This is a genomic window from Nostoc sp., from assembly GCF_036917435.1.
In the GTDB taxonomy this organism is placed as follows: Bacteria; Cyanobacteriota; Cyanobacteriia; order Cyanobacteriales; family Nostocaceae; genus Nostoc.
The window spans coordinates 40,330-57,752 of the sequence record NZ_JBALDM010000036.1 but is presented as its reverse complement, the minus strand read 5'-3'; the positions used below and the strand labels follow the sequence as shown (position 1 = coordinate 57,752).

At 40.7% G+C, this 17,423-nt stretch carries 17 protein-coding genes and 1 pseudogene; 6 read left to right on the top strand and 12 right to left on the bottom strand.

What is annotated here, in order from left to right:
- Positions 1-147: 147 nt before the first annotated feature.
- The 4 genes from V7K98_RS17015 to psbP form a co-directional block, all read right to left on the bottom strand.
- Positions 148-1,572: an HlyD family efflux transporter periplasmic adaptor subunit gene (locus V7K98_RS17015; RefSeq protein ID WP_335023806.1), complete on the bottom strand. Its 1,425-nt coding sequence runs from the start codon at positions 1,570-1,572 to the stop codon at positions 148-150.
- Between the two features lie 953 nt (positions 1,573-2,525).
- Complete coding sequence (locus V7K98_RS17010) at positions 2,526-3,263, bottom strand: phycocyanobilin:ferredoxin oxidoreductase (RefSeq protein ID WP_335023804.1); 738 nt, start codon at positions 3,261-3,263, stop codon at positions 2,526-2,528.
- A 141-nt stretch (positions 3,264-3,404) separates the two neighbouring features.
- Entirely contained in the window at positions 3,405-3,998 is a 594-nt protein-coding gene (locus V7K98_RS17005) for a Maf family protein (protein ID WP_335023802.1), read from the bottom strand.
- Positions 3,999-4,120: 122 nt separating this feature from the next.
- Positions 4,121-4,666, bottom strand: a complete 546-nt coding sequence (psbP, locus tag V7K98_RS17000) for a photosystem II reaction center PsbP (protein WP_335023800.1) — start codon at positions 4,664-4,666, stop codon at positions 4,121-4,123.
- A 69-nt stretch (positions 4,667-4,735) separates the two neighbouring features.
- Between psbP and V7K98_RS28925 the strand changes: the two are divergent.
- The 3 genes and pseudogenes from V7K98_RS28925 to V7K98_RS16980 all read left to right on the top strand — a co-directional run.
- A pseudogene (locus V7K98_RS28925) lies at positions 4,736-5,184 on the top strand (HAMP domain-containing protein); the annotation flags it as partial.
- 162 nt (positions 5,185-5,346) lie between these two features.
- Entirely contained in the window at positions 5,347-6,183 is an 837-nt protein-coding gene (gene dapB, locus V7K98_RS16985) for a 4-hydroxy-tetrahydrodipicolinate reductase (RefSeq protein ID WP_335023798.1), read from the top strand.
- Between the two features lie 98 nt (positions 6,184-6,281).
- Positions 6,282-6,968, top strand: a complete 687-nt coding sequence (locus V7K98_RS16980; RefSeq protein WP_335023796.1) for a phosphate ABC transporter permease — start codon at positions 6,282-6,284, stop codon at positions 6,966-6,968.
- Positions 6,969-7,311: 343 nt separating this feature from the next.
- Here V7K98_RS16980 and V7K98_RS16975 read toward each other — a convergent pair whose 3' ends face one another.
- The 3 genes from V7K98_RS16975 to V7K98_RS16965 all read right to left on the bottom strand — a co-directional run bounded on the left by V7K98_RS16975 (position 7,312) and on the right by V7K98_RS16965 (position 10,384).
- Positions 7,312-8,727 carry a right-handed parallel beta-helix repeat-containing protein gene (locus V7K98_RS16975; RefSeq protein ID WP_335023794.1) on the bottom strand — a complete coding sequence of 472 codons (1,416 nt, stop codon included), beginning with the start codon at positions 8,725-8,727 and terminating at the stop codon, positions 7,312-7,314.
- 100 nt (positions 8,728-8,827) lie between these two features.
- Positions 8,828-9,457, bottom strand: a complete 630-nt coding sequence (locus tag V7K98_RS16970) for a precorrin-8X methylmutase (protein ID WP_335023792.1) — start codon at positions 9,455-9,457, stop codon at positions 8,828-8,830.
- A gap of 117 nt (positions 9,458-9,574) precedes the next feature.
- Positions 9,575-10,384, bottom strand: coding sequence for a TPM domain-containing protein (locus V7K98_RS16965; protein WP_335023790.1), 810 nt, complete (start codon positions 10,382-10,384; stop codon positions 9,575-9,577).
- A gap of 262 nt (positions 10,385-10,646) precedes the next feature.
- On the opposite strand from V7K98_RS16965, the gene V7K98_RS16960 reads away from it, so the two are divergent.
- Positions 10,647-10,799: a hypothetical protein gene (locus tag V7K98_RS16960; protein WP_335023788.1), complete on the top strand. Its 153-nt coding sequence runs from the start codon at positions 10,647-10,649 to the stop codon at positions 10,797-10,799.
- A gap of 329 nt (positions 10,800-11,128) precedes the next feature.
- Here V7K98_RS16960 and V7K98_RS16955 read toward each other — a convergent pair whose 3' ends face one another.
- The 3 genes from V7K98_RS16955 to V7K98_RS16945 form a co-directional block, all read right to left on the bottom strand.
- Positions 11,129-11,668, bottom strand: coding sequence for a DUF948 domain-containing protein (locus V7K98_RS16955; protein ID WP_335023786.1), 540 nt, complete (start codon positions 11,666-11,668; stop codon positions 11,129-11,131).
- A gap of 11 nt (positions 11,669-11,679) precedes the next feature.
- Positions 11,680-12,030 carry a YtxH domain-containing protein gene (locus V7K98_RS16950; protein ID WP_335023784.1) on the bottom strand — a complete coding sequence of 117 codons (351 nt, stop codon included), beginning with the start codon at positions 12,028-12,030 and terminating at the stop codon, positions 11,680-11,682.
- A 237-nt stretch (positions 12,031-12,267) separates the two neighbouring features.
- Positions 12,268-12,603, bottom strand: coding sequence for a hypothetical protein (locus V7K98_RS16945; RefSeq protein WP_335023782.1), 336 nt, complete (start codon positions 12,601-12,603; stop codon positions 12,268-12,270).
- A gap of 634 nt (positions 12,604-13,237) precedes the next feature.
- Between V7K98_RS16945 and V7K98_RS16940 the strand changes: the two genes are divergently transcribed.
- Positions 13,238-14,230 carry a metal ABC transporter solute-binding protein, Zn/Mn family gene (locus V7K98_RS16940; protein ID WP_335023780.1) on the top strand — a complete coding sequence of 331 codons (993 nt, stop codon included), beginning with the start codon at positions 13,238-13,240 and terminating at the stop codon, positions 14,228-14,230.
- Positions 14,231-14,325: 95 nt separating this feature from the next.
- Here the strand turns inward: V7K98_RS16940 and V7K98_RS16935 are convergent, their stop codons facing one another.
- The gene (locus V7K98_RS16935; protein ID WP_335023778.1) at positions 14,326-14,859 is read right to left on the bottom strand and encodes a DUF4330 domain-containing protein; all 534 of its coding nucleotides are present in this window, start codon (positions 14,857-14,859) and stop codon (positions 14,326-14,328) included.
- Positions 14,860-15,253: 394 nt separating this feature from the next.
- On the opposite strand from V7K98_RS16935, the gene V7K98_RS16930 reads away from it, so the two are divergent.
- Positions 15,254-16,117 carry a M48 family metallopeptidase gene (locus V7K98_RS16930; RefSeq protein WP_335023776.1) on the top strand — a complete coding sequence of 288 codons (864 nt, stop codon included), beginning with the start codon at positions 15,254-15,256 and terminating at the stop codon, positions 16,115-16,117.
- An 88-nt stretch (positions 16,118-16,205) separates the two neighbouring features.
- On the opposite strand, the gene V7K98_RS16925 is transcribed toward V7K98_RS16930, so the two are convergent.
- The gene (locus V7K98_RS16925; protein WP_335023774.1) at positions 16,206-16,961 is read right to left on the bottom strand and encodes a metallophosphoesterase family protein; all 756 of its coding nucleotides are present in this window, start codon (positions 16,959-16,961) and stop codon (positions 16,206-16,208) included.
- Between the last annotated feature and the right edge of the window lie 462 nt (positions 16,962-17,423).

Genomic DNA, 17,423 nt, shown 5'->3' with positions numbered 1-17,423 from the left:
AATTCGTAATGGGGTACGCCCCGCTACGCTCTAAGCGGAGCTATGCCGCAGGCTTTACGTAATTCGTAATTTGAATTCGTAATTAAAAATATGTTCCATCCAAAATATCAAATTACAAATTGGTAATACTGTTCACCGATAACTTGGTTAGTTATTAATTTCGACCAAAACTTTAGCGTAAGTTAAACCAGATACTTTTTGGCTATCTTCTCGAGGTAGAGCAATTTTGACTTCTACAACTCTGGCATCTACATCTGCTGCTGGATCTGTATTTAGTACATCTTTTTTACCAATTTTTCTGCCAATTTCAGTGACAGTTCCCTTTAGTTCGCCGCTAAAGGCTCCATTGTCGCTGCTGATAGTAGCATTTTGACCAATCCGCACTTTACCAATGCTGTCTTCGGCGACTTCGGCAATTACATACATTTGGCTGGTTTGACCAATTTCAGCAATACCATTTGCACCTATGGCTTCGCCTGATTTGGTGTAAACCTTTAAAATCTCTCCAGCGATTGGTGCTTGAACGTAGCTTAACTTAAGTTGTGCTTCGGCTTTTCTGACATTTGCGATCGCATTACTAACTTGAGCTTGCGCTACTTGCACATTGGTAGGACTCACGTCCATAAGTCTGCTCAGTTTGGCCTTTTCTTCATCAATTTGTCTTTGCAAAGTTGCTAAAGTCTTGTCACGGTTAACTTTGGCTTCGATTAGCTGCTGTTGCAAAGTTGCTAAATTTTGTATTTGGTTAGCTCTAGCCTCAGCAATTTGCTGTCGTACAGTTGCTAATGTCTGCTTTAGGCTAGCTTGGCTTTCAGCCACCTGCTGATTAGCAGTTACTGCACTTAAGCGTCTAGTATCCCGCTCTTGCTGAGAAATCGCACCTTCTTTGTATAAAAAATCATAGCGTCCAGCATCAACTTGAGCATTACGCTGTTGGGCTTTAATCCGTGTAAGCGTTGCTCTCAGAGTTTCTCTTTGCCCACTGAGTTCAGCTTCCAGGCGATTTACTGTTGCTTGTTGGACGAGTTTATCTCCACTTAACTGGGCTGCAATCCGCGCGATCGTTGCTTGTTGGCCATCCCTTTCGCCAAGATACTGCGCTTGTAGACGAGCAACAACTGCTCTTTGGGCTTGAATATCTCTTGGAGATCCAGCCCTAACTTGCGCTAAATTGGCACGGGATTCTTGGACTTTGGCTTTTGCTTCTTCTAGTCCAGCTATTTGGGTATCGCGGTTATCCAAAATTGCCAGAATTTGCCCTTGTTTTACCTGTTCTCCCTCTTTCACCAAAAGTTGCTGAATGCGTGATGATGGCGATAATCCTGATGATGGGGCAGACAACTTAAGAACTTCGCCTCGTGGTTCCAAACGCCCTACAGCACTAATGCTATTGCTAGATGGCATTACGGGGGCAGATGTAGTTAGTTTTCTCAGTTGCTCGATTTTTGCCGTACCTAGTATCCCCGCAGCGATTACTACTGGCACGGCTATAGCGATACCCCACCAAATCTTAGGTTGTTCTTGATTAAGTGCCTGCTCTGTTGGCTTTGGCTTTTCAGTCACCCTTGACATAGTATGTTGCCCATTTACCTGAATTGTGCTGATGGAAGTAAAAATAAAAGGGTTTTTAATCAACAGCTAGCTGCTTAGGACAAACAACAGTAGTTTAAAGCTGGGTATGGCTTAAAATTCATTGCACGCTCAACACTATGGTTTTGCAAAATGGTGTTTTTTATAGCGCTCCTCGTTTGTATGCAATACATTGATCTCACTTCCATTCCCTTGTAGGGGAGCCAGTGCGTTGGGCGGCTCTGCCGACTTCAAGCACCTGGCGTAAGGGGACTGGGGGTTAGGTCTGTATTGAAACCGATAAGCGCTATAGTAAGCTGGCTATTCAATAACTCTGAGTATTATTGAGACATGAGTGCAACGAAAATTGGCAGAATTCACAAACAGTATGAATCTAGATATAGAGAGGCAATATATCTCGTCTCTACACAAAATCCCAAAATGGTATGATGCGATACTGTACTGCTACATCCACTAAGCCTACACTTAGTTACAAAATTCAAAAGAAACATCAAAAATAGACTGTTGCCTTTTTTGGATACAATCTTGCTACAAAAGTTAGTCTTCCTTATGTGAATAAATGATTAACTAACTAAAAAATCTCTGTCAATTTGAGCATTCCTAACATCAAAGTTTCCTTAGCTTTCTAGTTAATGAGTTAGCTGTATTTAGTTGGTTGCACCAAAATAATTCGTAATTCGTAGAGAACGAGTACGTGGACTCACTAACGTAATTCCTACTTAATTAATTCAGGATACAACCCCTAACTTTAGTTATGGGGTATTAATTACGAATTACGAATTAAAACGTTCGCGTAGCGTCTCGTAGAGAAGCGACTTAACTATTCTCCCTATTGTTATTTTGGGACTCCATTAAACTCTCGTTGAATGAATTCTACATTTATCCGTTACGCGAAAACGTAACAGAACCTACAGATGGCTGAGATGGGGAGATGATTAAGTTGGGAGATCGAATAAAACTGTGGTCATATAATTTTCTGCCCAAACTGGGCCAAAGGCTTTTTCTAGTACCCGACGGGTTTTATCGTTTTGCTGCTGTTTGGTACAGTAGTTGTGTTGTCCGGCGAGGTTTTGTGTAACTTGTTCAACTGAAACAGGATGTGAAGCGATCGCTTGGGTACAATGAATGTCTAAAAATTCTCGCACCCGCGACAGAAATATTGCTTCTTCTTCTGGGGAACTGGGGCGGACAAAAATGCAGAAATCCGAGAAAATATTTCCCCATTCTGGTAATTCACGGGGTTGGGAAAAGTTAAGCACTTTTAGCTGTGTCAGTGCTGTAGTATAAGATTCTGGTAAGGTGCGCTCTACTTGGATAGGAGAAAGGTCTGCGATCGCTGCACTAATCTGACCTCTACCCCCAACTAAATCGCAACCAAACATCGGCAGGTTGTATTCTGGACGGGGAAACATGACGCAGTGCAAAATATCCAGCATATTTCCAATTTTCGCCAGTTCCAAATGCATTTTCCGAAACTGGGGCGTTTGATAGCAACGGTTTTCAATTGTCAGTTTTTCGCCTTCTAGTCTACCTTCCACATACCCCAACTCATCAGGCAAATGGTAGGGCGATAGATCCAGGTGCTGATGCCAAGCTGCCTCAATACAATCAGCTAGCTGACGAATTAGGGGATGTTGTTGCTCACGCAGCGAGGGCATAGAAGTAAATGACATAAGCTAGTTGGGAATGCGATCTAATGCCCAGTCTACAACCTGTTGCGTCTTACCGTTGTAGGTTGCAATATTAAGCAAAGTGGGAATTGGGAATTGGGCATTGGGCATTGGGCATTGGGCAAATAAAAAAAGCTAATAAGACTATTGCCAGAAATCTGTGGCATCGTATCCCAGTTCCGCAAGCATCTGCCGTAACAGGGGTAAACTGAGTCCGATTACATTGGTGTGACAGCCTTCGATTTTTTCGACAAAGAAACTACCAAAACCTTCAATTGCAAAGGCTCCAGCACACTTTAGGGGTTCACCTGTGGCAATGTATGCTTCGATGGCGCGATCGCTCATTTGAGCAAAGTAAACTCTTGTAACTTGAGACTTGACTATTGTGCGGTTTTGGTCAATGTCAATTAAGGCGTGACCTGTGTACAAGTCACCAAAGCTACCTCGCATTATCTGCCAACGAGCGATCGCTTCCGAAATGTCTGCTGGTTTGCCATAAATTTCACCATTCATAGACAAAACTGAATCGCAACCCATAATCAAAGCCGATTCAAACTGCGGGGCTACAGTTTCCGCCTTGTATTGGGCAAGAGTTTTGACTAATTCTGCTGGTTCACTTAATTGGATTTGCGACTCATCAAAGTCACTAGCTCGAACTATCGGTTCAATACCAACAGTTTGTAGCAAGCGCCGACGGGCTGGGGAAGCTGAAGCAAGTACAAAAGATGGAATTTTCATGATATTTCAGAAAAACTTGTTAATTAGTCATAGGACATAGGGTATGAGATATAGGGTATTGGTGATTAAATTTCTTGTCTATCCCAATTCCCCATTCCCCACTCCCAATTCCCAATTCCCAATTAATAGACAGAAAAAGAATTTACAACCTCATCAATCATTCCTTTAACTCTTGACCAGCGTTTTTCAGGAATTGAGGCGTTGAGGGTAAAAAGTTTACCACGGCTTACAGCAACGCTGGCGATGTTGTGCCGTTTCTGTTTATTGGGGAGTTTAACCTCATACTCTAAAAGGTAGTATATTTTACCGTCTACTTCTCGCTCTGCGGCATTAACTAATTCAGCCGAACGACCAGAATCTGGAGGCGCAAGAGCAGCTTTTCCTAACTTATATCCTATTTCTGTTGGCGTTCCCAATTCTGACAAAGTTTTGCCTTCTGGAACTGGGCTAATCACAACAGAAACATTTTCAGACACCTCAATCAAATCGTGGAAAACCACATCTGGGCCGTTAGCAACTTTAACTTGCAGCCAGCCGTTAGGATATAAAAACTGATAGCCATCACTAGAGTCTATAAAGCTTTTGAGTCCAGATGCGATCGCTACATCAGAATTACTCAGGCTGAAACTCAACACTAGTAGCAAAATTAATACAATTCGTTTCCACATTTATACAGATTCCTTTGGGCTGGAGACAACACCAGGCTTAGATAGTTTGTAGTTATTATTCTCCCACCAACAGGGACGATAATTTACCTTACAAATATAGTTTTCGAGTTTACCACAGGTAACTTAGATATCCGTGCCGAAACTAGCTCAAAAGACGAAATAGGTCAACTAGCTAAATCGTTTAACAACATGGTACTTCAGTTAAAAACATCTTTGGAAACTTTGGAAAAACGGGTACAGAAGAGAACAGCAGAGTTAGTAATTGCTAAAGAAAAAGTAGAAGATGCAAATCTAGTTTCTATAAATCTATGAGTAGGTTGGGTTGAGGAACGAAACCCAACGCCAATAATCCCTGCTTTAGTTGGGTTGAACAACGTGAAACCCAACCTACAAATATTTTATTTTTTCAAAGTAATAAAAGAGCGCTAATTACGATCGCGCAAACAATGCAACAGATGGTTCATCGTCCTGCTGATTTAGTAGCGCGTTACGGAGGAGAAGAATTTTCACTACTCCTCGCTAAACCAAAGGGGCGCGATCGCTATTGTATTCATTAAGCCCATACGATGAATCCGTCCACTGCAATGGCTCACCTTTTTACTTTTGCCTTGTTGTACTAGCTACTAGATCGCTAAAGTCTTTACAATTCCTTTGTTGGCTCAAAAAGTATTTCTCGACCTATGACAAATCAAGCTCCTATCCCGGTTATTGTCAACGGTGCTGCTGGTAAAATGGGCCGTGAGGTGATTAAGGCGGTGGCACAAGCGCCTGACTTAAACCTAGTGGGTGCAATTGACCACAGTTTGGAACATCAAGATAAAGACGCTGGAGAATTAGCGGGTTTAAGCGAACCTCTGGAAGTGCCGATTACCAATCAATTGGAACCCATGTTAGGATATGTAGCTGGCGACAGACACTCTCCTCCAGGGGTGATTGTAGACTTTACTCATCCAGATTCAGTTTATGACAATATTCGTAGTGCGATCGCTTACGGTATTCGTCCAGTAGTTGGCACTACTGGGTTAAGTCCAGAACAAATTCAAAATTTGGCAGACTTTGCCGACAAAGCTAGCACAGGTTGTCTAATTATTCCTAATTTTTCCATTGGCATGGTGCTATTGCAACAAGCTGCGATCGCAGCCTCAAAATATTTTGACCACGTAGAGATTATCGAACTGCATCACAACCAAAAAGCTGATGCTCCCAGTGGTACTGCCATTCAAACGGCGCAGTTACTAGGAGAATTGGGTAAAACTTTTAACCCTGCTCTTGTAGAAGAAACAGAAAAATTAGCAGGAGCAAGGGGTAGTATAGCAGATGAAGGGATTAGAATCCATAGCGTCCGCTTGCCAGGATTGATTGCCCATCAGGAAGTTATTTTTGGCGCAGCCGGACAGATTTATACTTTACGACATGATACGAGCGATCGCGCTTGCTATATGCCAGGAGTCCTACTAGCCATTCGCAAAATCTTAGCGCTAAAGTCGTTAGTATATGGATTAGAAAAGATACTTTAAAGTCTAACTATTTCGCCGTAAATCCCCCACTGTATTTGCTACTCCAAATCAGTGTGGGTAGTTGACACACACTATTCAGCATTCATTACTCAGCACTCATGTTAGTACCACTGACTCGCCAGAAATTTGAACAAGTTATCCCTCTAATTGCTACTGGTTTGCAGTACAAGTACTATTGGGGGAAGTTTTCAAATTTTTTGCAACGCCTGTTAATTTCTGTAGTTGCCGTAGTTGCTATATTACTTGTCACAGTCGTTTTTAAGCTTGAGTTTGCTTCAATAGTATTTGTGGTGGGGGTAGTTAGCGCTTTTTTTTGGTTGTGGTATCCAGTGTTTCAAGCAAGTATGCGGAATTTGCAATGCCGCCGTTACAAGTATGGCGGCTTTTTCCGTGGTCGAGTACTAGATTGGTGGATTACAGACCAGTTAATGGGTAAAACCGAAACAGTTAACAGCAAAGGCGAATTGGTGATTATAGAAAACCGAGAAAAACAAATTAACTTAGAAGTGGGTGATGAAACAGGATTTACTATTGAGTTCGTAGCACCATTACGTCCTGCCCACAAAGTGATTTCTCGCGGTCAAATTGCCGAAATGGTAGTGCTATCAAATCGCTCAGATTTGAGCAGTATTGAACAATTCAGCGATATATACATTCCCGGTCGTGATCTGTGGATTAGCGATTACCCTTATCTGCGGCGCGATTTCTTTAACGAAGTCGGTCGTCGCTTGCGCGAAGATCAGCAACAAAAACCGCGTCAGAGGCGGCGCAGAGTAGACGATTAAAGAAAAAGTGTTTGGGTATTTAGATTCATGATGAAGAAGAATTCAGTAGTCAGAATAAATCAGTGAGGGATTCAGCGCAAAGTGCGGTCTTGGGGTCTCCCCAAGAGGAGCAACTTTGTAAGATGTAAGAGAGACCCACCACCGTCGCTTCGCTTCAATTAAAAATTGATAATTAAAAATTAATTTCCAGTTTTTAATTTTACATTTTTAATTCCCGAAGGGTGGGGGTTTTAAACCCGTTTATTCATCCGCCACTCGTACAGAATTCATACCTGTTTTCTCACTCCTGACTCCTGAATTCTGTTTAATAAATCTCTCCTGGTCTATGTCTCCCACCTTCTTCTTAACGAGAGCATCCCACTTTGATGAGCTTCCCGTTTAAACGATAAGTCACTTCACCACAAACAAAACCTGCGGACTTAGGCTCTACATAAGTCCGTGGAGGCGGATTTTGTTTATCTAGCTGCGATTTCCAATTGTCAGATATTTTCTTTAGAGTGGGATATTTTTTGAAAAATTGAGAGTCTGCAACAATATCGTGAGGGCCTTTAACACTTATCTTTGAACTGTTGATGTATATATTATAATCATAAAGAACGTTCTTGTTTTGAGTATTATTATTAACATCCTTGCCAGGAAAAGCATAGATAATATTATTTAAAATTCTGACATCAGATGACGTATGGGCAAATATTTGTCCTCCTTCAATTTCTGGACTCTGATTATTTAAAACAGCAGTATTATTCACAATATCAACATGCTCGCTTAAAAATGCATGAATGCCTGAACCACCATTATTAAATGTAAGATTATTTTGAACTAAAGTGCGTCCTGTATATACACCCAATTTAGAGTTTTGCCGCTCATCTCTTAAACTATCAATAATAATGCCATTACCATCTGTGATCTTGCCCTGGTCGATCCAAGGGACATACATACGATTGTTGTAACTCTTGTTGTTGGTCACGAACATCTTGTATCCCCGATTGTTGTCTGAATTCCAATTGTGCAACATTGAAATACCACTAGCACCATAAATACCATACCAGGCATTATCGAACACAGTGTTATTATCCACCGTTACATAATCGGCCTCCATAACTGAGATCCCTGCTCCTCCGCATTTGTGTACTTTGTTGTTGAGAATACGAATATGATGAACATGACCATTTATTCGTCCATCAACGGTTATGCAGTTTCCGTTTGTAAACTTATTTGTTCTGTTAGTCTTCTGACTTAATGCATAATCAAGGGTGATGTTGTCATTGTTTCCTATGACCTCCAACCCGTTGATTTCGATATATGAAGCTCTATGTGAAATCGCAATACCGCTCCATGTATTGTGTTTAATTTTTGGGAAATGACCAGGATATGCTTTATACCTAATCCATCCTTGTGGAGTTCCAGAACGTTTAATATCTACTGCACTTCCAGCTTGGGCTGAATTTGTGTATGCTCCATTCATAATCAAGACTGTATCGCCAGGGTTAGTTATATCTGCTGCCTTTTGAATGGTTCTAAAAGCGGATGAAGTAGAGACTCCGCTATTTTTATCGTCTCCATTACCGCTAACATAGTATGTTTTCGGAGCCGTCTTAGCGCTGATTAGCTCGCGGTTTGGTTGGATAATTTCCTTATTAGTCGATACTTGACGAACGTTTTCAACTGAAGATACTTTTATCTTGTTTCCCTCAAATAAAAGACCCAATACCACCGGAATTGCAAGATATGCGCTTAATCTGAAACCTTGAATTGCCACAAGAAAAGGCTCCTTTATTAGCAGTACTTAACAAAAATATCAGGATATTCAGTAATTTTAAATATTATTTTGCATAAAGGTTGTGATAGAATTTGTCTTCCTAATTGCCCCGATTTGTATCTTGTCCATAGGCTTGCCAAGCCAAATCTACCAATCCTTCAACGATCGCAGCTGCAACAACTGCATTACCTTTGCGACTCTCAATTGTAATATGGGGCACTAGGGAGTCTTGTAAACGCCCCTTCGCTTCATCAACATTGACAAATCCCACTGGAGTCGCAATTATCAAAGCAGGTCTAATTTCCTCAGCCTCAATTAACTCTACCAGTGCTGTTAGGGCTGTTAGCGCTTGACCCACTACAAAAATACCCTCTGGATAACGCTTTGCTAAGGTTTCGATTCCCCATGCTGCCCGAGTTTTTTCTTTTTGAGGGCGTGTCAAAGCTTCCATGCTGCAATACACCGGGTTAGCAAAGGTATTTTGAATCTCAGATGCAATACCTACTTGTACCATCGGCACATCTACCACAATAGTAGTACGTGCAGCTAGTGCTGCTGCTCCTGCTTGCAAGGCACGCTCAGAGAAACGAATCAAAGACTTATACTCAAAGTCAGCTGTAGAGTATATTACCCGACGCACAATCTCATATTCTGCGGGTGAAAAAACATGATTTTCAATTTCATGATCAATAATTGCTAAACTCTGAGCATCAGTTACGTGCCATTCCATTTTGTTGAGCTTCTTAAATATTAGCTTTCAGCTTATCAGCTTCAGGGAGTTAGGAGTAGAGACGCGATTAATCGCGTCTCTACAGGAGGAGTTAATTAAAAACTCATAATTTAGCACTCATAATTCACTACTAGAAGAAGGCCGACTGAAAATAGGAGATAGATAAGCAACCAAGACACCAATAATAAAGCCAGATATATTGCGAACTAGAGGTAGCCAGTCACTTGTGCGCGTCACCACTGGCCCAATACCAAAGGCGAGAAATAAGATTCCCCACAAAGGTGAGAAAATTAAAGCCCATTGCCAAGCAAAAACTTGTCCTTTCTCGCGGGGTTGGGCTGCAAATCCACAAATTATCCCACCAATCACCGAGCTAATCAAGGTGAGAATCCACTGCTCTCGTGGCAATCCGGGGACAACATTGCAACCACCTTTTAGCAAACAGCCTTTAACGGATTCTAAAGCTTGCAGAATGGCTTGGTCTTCGCCTTGTTCGCGGACAAAGTATAAATTACCGAAGCGGGTTTGCAGTTCTATCCAGAATGTCCTGGGTAAAAGTTCATAAACAGCATCGCCGACGCTAAAACTAAGGATGTTACCACCACGAGAATCGGCGACTAGTAAAATACTTTTGTCATCCAAACCCCAATATTTGATAACTGCCCGACCTGGGGTGCGGTCATACTGAGTTAATACTCGCAGTTTCCAGCCTGTATCGGCTTCAAACTGTTCTAAATCTTTGACAAGCTTTTCTTCTTGCAGCACAGGCAGAGATTTAGCTAAGTCTACAACTGGAGTAAAGGTGTTAGGGAGTAACTCAGGATTGTCATAAGCTAGGGCTGGGGGAGAATGCATGACCCAAATTGACCCAGCCAGGAAAAATACTGCAATAGATACGAGAATTCTTCGCCAAAAACAAGATTGCATGGACGTTTTTATACAAATATCAACGGTAGAAGTGAACAAGTTGTTTTAAAAGACTACGGGAAAAATGATAGTTCTTTACACTTGTTTACTTTACTCTAATCTAAGGGATCAAAGCAAAACGTTTTTAGGAATAGGGCATTGGGAGGAGAATTTTTGCTAATTCACATAAGATTATTTTTGTCAATCAGTAAAAATACTCAAATTCGACTAAACCATAGTGGAGTTCCGCATACAATAAGAGCAGAATAATTAGAGATGAGAGATGACTAACAAAGAATTATTAATCCAAGAAATAGAAACTTTACCGCCGGAGTTACTAACAGAAGCACTCGATTTGATACGTTCTATTAAGGTTAACTATACAAAAAAGGAGTTGAAACCAGGTAAGCTTGAATCGGGAGCATCTCAGTTTTAAAATATACCAGATGAGAAAAAAGATTCTTGCTCCCTCTCCTTAATAAGGAGAGGGTTGGGGTGAGGTTTTACAAGGCTTTTTACAAAAGTGAGATGCTCCCGCTTGAATCTATACTTTTAAACAATCCGATAGAAACTTCTAGCGATCAAGAGCAACTTACATATCGTCCTGCTTCGGGACGCTCCAGTTAAAATACATCCATCTCCAATTAAAATATATGGTGCAAAAGCTGTGTTCTCGTTCTGATAATTAACAAGAGAGTAGAAAGTAATTTCATAATTAGATTTGAGGAATAATCTTTTTATTAATGCCCCGTGCCATTTTTTTGATCAATCTTCGTCATCGAAATTGCTTTCCCAGCTAGGGGCATCGTTATAACCGTCATTAGCGCGGTATATTTCTGTTTTTATGCGGCGATTTTCTTGCCTGGGCATTTCTCGTTCTCGCAACGTTAGTGGTGGTTGTTCGTTACTTGGGAGGCGATCGCTATTTCGTCTCGAAGGTTTTGGGCGTGTGAAGTTTCTCCAAGCAACTTTCGCACCAACAAAGATACTACGTGTACTTACTTGCAGATTTTGAGCCTGTTTTCGCGCACTATCGAGACTTTGATCGACTTGTTTAGCTACTTGACTGGCACTTTTTACACCTTCACTGACATCATCAGTTAAATCAGTTATTTCCAAACCAGTGACGCGGATAGCTTCTAGAGTGGGCGGTAACTCCCGTGAGAGGGTATCAAATAGCTTTTCTGCACTACGAGCCGCGCGTGCTAACTCTTGCAAAGCAGGTATTGCCGCCACTAAAACCGCAGTCAAGCTTGTGGCGACTAAAAGTAAGGAGAGTCCCAACCAAAACAGGGGATCAATCACGATAATGTCATTTATAAGCGTTCTAATTGTTGGGGAAGATAATCAGAGTCTTCAGGTGATGTTTGCCGCTTTAGGATTTGGCTTTCCTTTTGAGTGGCATCTACACCTGCTGCGATCGCTTCCCGTAATCGATCTAAAGTCTCATCCCAGTTCCTTAGTGCGCTAGCAGAGAGACGATCTGCTTGGATTTGCACACTCGTTGATAAATCTTCAGCCAATTCTGGGATAGCATTGGCTGATTTCTTCAAAATTTTACGTGTTTCGCGCCCTGTACGTGGAGCCACGAGCAAACCCGTTAAAGCACCGATAGTAGCTCCCAGCATCAAACCGCCAAAAAATGCTCCAGAACGCTTATTAGACATATTGTTGTTTCTCTCCTTACACTTATTATTTTAGGTGGGTTTTCTCTCCTTGCAAGACTGAATTTTATTCAGTTAATCTATCCTGACAAAAGATCAGCCAAAAATGTTGCTTTTATTCATTCAACATTAGAACTATTAATTATTTATAACTCAAAATTTCCTGTATCCCTTCCCCGCCATATCTTTGTGCCCTCGTGTCAGCCCTAATTATAAATGTTCATGTGAACTTGACATGACTCATTTTGCAACAATTTTTTTCCCGGATATTAACTCTAGCCTCAGAAAATAACGCCTCCAGATTTTCTGTCCTTGCAAAAGTAGACTGATAATTTGCCGCACTTGTTGAATTTGTATTTGTAGCGCTTGATTTTTCTGCCGTAAGTTATAAATATTCTCCTGGCTGAGATAAATATTTTCAGGTGCTTTATTCAATGCTGCATGAGTACAAGTTTCATAGATGGTTAACCTATCTGCTATGTATGCTAGCTGCTGCTTAAGTTGCCACACTCGCCAAGCCACATAAAATAGCATCAGCGAAATGAGACTATTGACGAGGATAACTAAAATTACCATTGTTTATTTTCACCAATATCAGCTTTGAGGAATTGTTCTATATACTTGACTACGAATTTTAGATTTTAGATTTTAGATTTTAGATTTTTTGGGCATGAACTAAAAAATCGCCAATTGCCAATTTTGTCACAACTATATGCCCACACCTCGCAAAACCACAGCTACAATTGCCTTAGATTCACGACTCGGTTTGCGAAATCAACCCGTATGCTCAAAAAGCCCCAGCGTTACTACGTTTCACTCCTTAAGCTGATAATCTTAATCAGAATCTAAGCACAATGGCATAGCCCTTCAACATCGGGTGAGAGAACTACACTACACTTGCGATCGCAGGCTCCCCAACATTACCTTTATTATTGTGCTACTGCCTCTACCAGTTTTCCAGTTTGTCGCCTGAAGTTCACTAAAATTTTGCCTGCAAAATCTCACCAATGCTGAAATCAGCAAAACTTGCTGGGTGTGTGCTGGAAAAAAGGAAAGTGGAGAAAGAGAGAGTCCATCAATTCCTCTTCCCTTATACAATTTTCCTAGCTGATAACTTTGCCCATCTTCGTTATTGCAGGCTTCCCCCTGCTATTTTTTAATCTGTTACTAATAATGATTATTTTTTCTATATATCCAGTAGGAGGTGAGGATGTCAAAAAAATTACCATCAACTAATTTATTCCGAGTCATTTTTGTTGCTTTGACGATTGGATTTGTTGGGTGTGGAAATCAAGCTGCAAGAACTACATTTACTGAAACTACCACCCAGGTAAATGAGAATCTTCCTAAAGTTGTAGCAACGACAAGTGTATTATGTGACTTAACCAAACAAGTTGCGGGGAATACAATTAACCTCATTTGCTTAATTGATCCTAGTGCCAATCCTCGCGTTTATAAACCAAAGCCGGAAGATCGTAGAGCCATTGAGAAAGCTAATCTCATTCTCTATAGTGGCTATAATTTAGAACCAAATCTAATCAAATTAATTAAAGCAACTAAAAACGCTGCACCGAAAATAGCTGTCGGGCAACTTGCGGTATCTAAGCCACAAAAATTTGAGAAAGATGGCAGGAATATAATTAATCCTTATCTTTGGCACAATACCAAGAATGCTATCAGAATGGTGGAGGTAATTAATAGTAATCTGAGAAAATTAGAATCTAGTAATGCAGCAAATTATAACAGCAACGCCAAAAAAGTTACAAATGAACTAACTCAACTAGATGGCTGGATTAAGTCAAGAATTTCGAGTATTCCTACCACAGAACGCAAGTTAGTTACAACTTCTGATGCACTGAGTTATTACGCCAAAGCATACGGTATTCAATTAGCCGGCGGATTACAAGGTATTAATAGTACCCAAAACTTGACAGCTACACAAGTTAAAAATTTGGTTACAAATATTAAACAGGCTAAAGTCTCAACAATTTTCTCTGAAGCCACAATTAACGAGAATTCATTTCAATCTGTAGCAAGAGTTGCTGAAGTGAAAATTTCTCATAGGAAGTTATACATTGAGGGGCTTGGTGAACCAGGAAGCGAGGCAGACAATTATCAGAAAATGATGATTGCCAATACACGCACAATTGTAGAAGGCTTAGGAGGGACGTATTTAATGTTTCAACCGAAACCTGCTAATTAGTTATAACTTCCATTAATAAATCTGATAAACCGAAGGATTTTATTTGATAAATAATTCGGTTTATCAGCCTATTTTTGAAACCTGAAATGTGAATGCTATTTGTCTTTTAATCTAATATCAATAACAGTTGCATTGAAGTTGTAGTTAAAACCTTCCAACTCAAATGGCATTCCAATTTTAATTTTACTGTTACCTAGAACGGGGCCATTTTCAGTAACCTGGGCTTTACCATCTAGAGTTAAAAGCAAATCTGTACTAAAATTGTTGGTTTTAGGATCTGGCAATTCTTTAACAGTGCCATCAGGTTGGGAAACATTGATTGTTCTAGGTAGCTGTTGAATGGATTTAATCTCAATCTGTCCATAAGGTTGATTGCGGATAATCACATTAGTCTTTCCACCTTTTTTTAACCCTTGGTTAAATAATTGCTCAGGATCGCGGACATTCAAACCACGAACTACTAAGTCTACTTCTATAGGTATTGTTTTCGCACCGACTTGGGCAACAGAACCAGAAGTGCCAGGAAAGATAAAAATGCCAAATATCACTAGCAGAATTACCAGTGCAGCACCTAAATCTAAAAGATTGATTTTGCCGAATAAGCGACCTTTTGAATCTAAAATAGCCATAAAAAATTTTCCGAGGTAATAGCGAAGTAATTGATTGTAGCAAGAAGACTTTTGATGAAAACGGCAATTTTTCCTATTTGGTAATAACTCAAAGCTGCTAGGAGTTGCAGTTATGCGACAGTTTATCACGAGTTTTGTAAGTTCGCAGGGGTGGCAGCTAACCCTCAAACTCTTGCCCGTTAAGATTGACGCACCCAGAAAGTAATATCTAGTGTTTAAGCCTATCTCTAGATAGAATTTCTAGCCCCGTGTAATTCAGTAGATTTGCGTAAGCATTAGCTGTATCACAACTCATTTTCTTTTCAGTTAAGAATGCAACTTAGAATACTTTAAATCCGTCTCATAATTTGTCCCATCATTTTATGTCCTCCCAAAATAATATTCAGAGCTTATTATGTTCAATTGGAAAATTTTTGTTGCAAATTACCGAGTGTGGCGACGTAGCTGGTTTTATCCTTTAATTTCAGTGGTAGTTGCCCTAAGTCTGTGCCTGAGTACACCAGTGCCAGGAAGGGCTTTAGATTTCTTGCCCCTTCTACTCCAAGGAGTTCAGGCATTTCAGCTTTCTAATATGTCTTCTAACCAAGAAGTTGATCTTGGTAAGCAAATTAATCAGCAATTAGTTGGCAGTCAAGTCCGACTTTACCGCAATCCCGAAGTTAATCGCTATGTCGAACAAGTTGGTAGGCGTTTAGCAGTCAATAGCGATCGCCCCAATCTTCCTTATACCTTTCAGGTAGTTGAGGATGACAGCATTAATGCTTTTGCTACCTTGGGCGGCTATGTCTATGTCCACACGGGTTTATTGAAAACCGCAGACAATGAAGCGGAACTAGCAAGTGTACTCGCTCATGAAATTGGTCACATTGGTGGGAAACACGTAGCCAAACAGATGCAACAGAAAGCGCTTGAAAGTGGGCTATTAACAGCAGCAGGCTTAGATAGAAGTACAGCAGTGCAACTTGGTGTCCAGTTAGCGCGAGACTTGCCCCGCAGTCGTAACAATGAATTTGAAGCCGATCAAAGAGGACTACGAACTTTGACACGCACTGGTTACGCCCAGTCTGCAATGGTTTCTTTTATGCAAAAGCTACTGAAAAAGGGTGGTTCTACTCCGACATTTTTGAGTACTCACCCCGGAACTAGCGATCGCATTGAGGGACTCAGACGTGCAATCAACTCCCAACCTAGTAATGGAAATTATGGGTTGGAGAATGCTAGTTATAAAGCTAATATTCGACCATTAGTAAGGTCTTGAGGGAATTGGGCATTGGGCATTGGGCATTGGGCATTGGGAATTGGTTATTTCCTCCGTACTTTCTCATCTCTCTCATTACGAATATTGTTTAATTTTTATTGCGGCGATCGACTTTGATTTTGGCTGGATTAACGGTAATTACAGCCTCTTCTAAGGGGAGGGTACGGATATAATTTTTAAAAATGTTAACTTGATAAACTAGGTTATTTGTGACATCTAGTGCGCTCAACCAGCCACTCCGGGGATGATAAGCGCCAGTATCTATGTCTAGCCATCCCTGTCCTTGTGCCAGTTTACCAGGAGAAACACCAGGCAGAGTAAAAGTAATGGTGTGACCGACGATAATAAGCTTATCTGGAAAGTAGGGTTTTTCGATGCTGTGAAATTCCTCTCGTATCCAGCACAGTTGATCGGCAGTTTGTTCTGTCACCGATCTGCAAGGATCAACACCAGCATGAGTTAACCAAATATCCCCCAAGTCGAGATATGTAGGCAAACTCTTGAACCAATCTAGATGATCGTCAGGGATTGAAGCCTCATGGTAACTGGCTACGGTAGCTTGCCCCCCACTGTACAACCACGCTTGCATCGCCGGGGAGGAAGTTCTTTCATTAGTCAGAATGTTTAATAACATCTGCTCATGATTTCCCAGCAAACATGGGTAGTTATGTCGTTTGACAAAATTAACTACTTGTGAGCTATGAGGCCCGCGATCGATTAAATCTCCCAAAAAATAGATTTGATCGTCTGACGTAGGAGCGATCGCCTCCAACAAAGTCATCAAACCTTCATAGTGTCCATGCACATCCCCAATTACAATTCGTCTGGGGCTAGTTTCGCTCATTGTCTCTTAGCTTCAATAGTTTGGCTAATACTTCTGCTACAGTTTAAGCTGTCTGGTTTCCGTAATAGAAGGTAAAAATACTGAATAAGTTGTATTTTAATTATTCTCCCAGAAATTAATTTAATTATTCTCAAAAAAATAAAATATATTTATGATGAAAATAGAGTATAGTTCATCTGTATCAATGCTAAAAAATAAAATCGGCAAATTTCACCCGCGTTAGCTTAAAATAAAAGCTGTTTTAGAGGATGCAGAAGATGCTCATCAAGCTGTCATTGCAATGGTGAAGCAGGCTAGGCTGAAGGCAAACTAGAAATTGGGATAAGTAAAAGTTTGAGCCTTCGCAAAGGTTCGGAGATTGATCCAGTTGGTTCGTAATGACAACTAATTAGCCAAACATGATATTAAGCTCAAGCGAATGAATGGGAATTTAGACCCGAAGCATAAAGGGGCAACCTTATA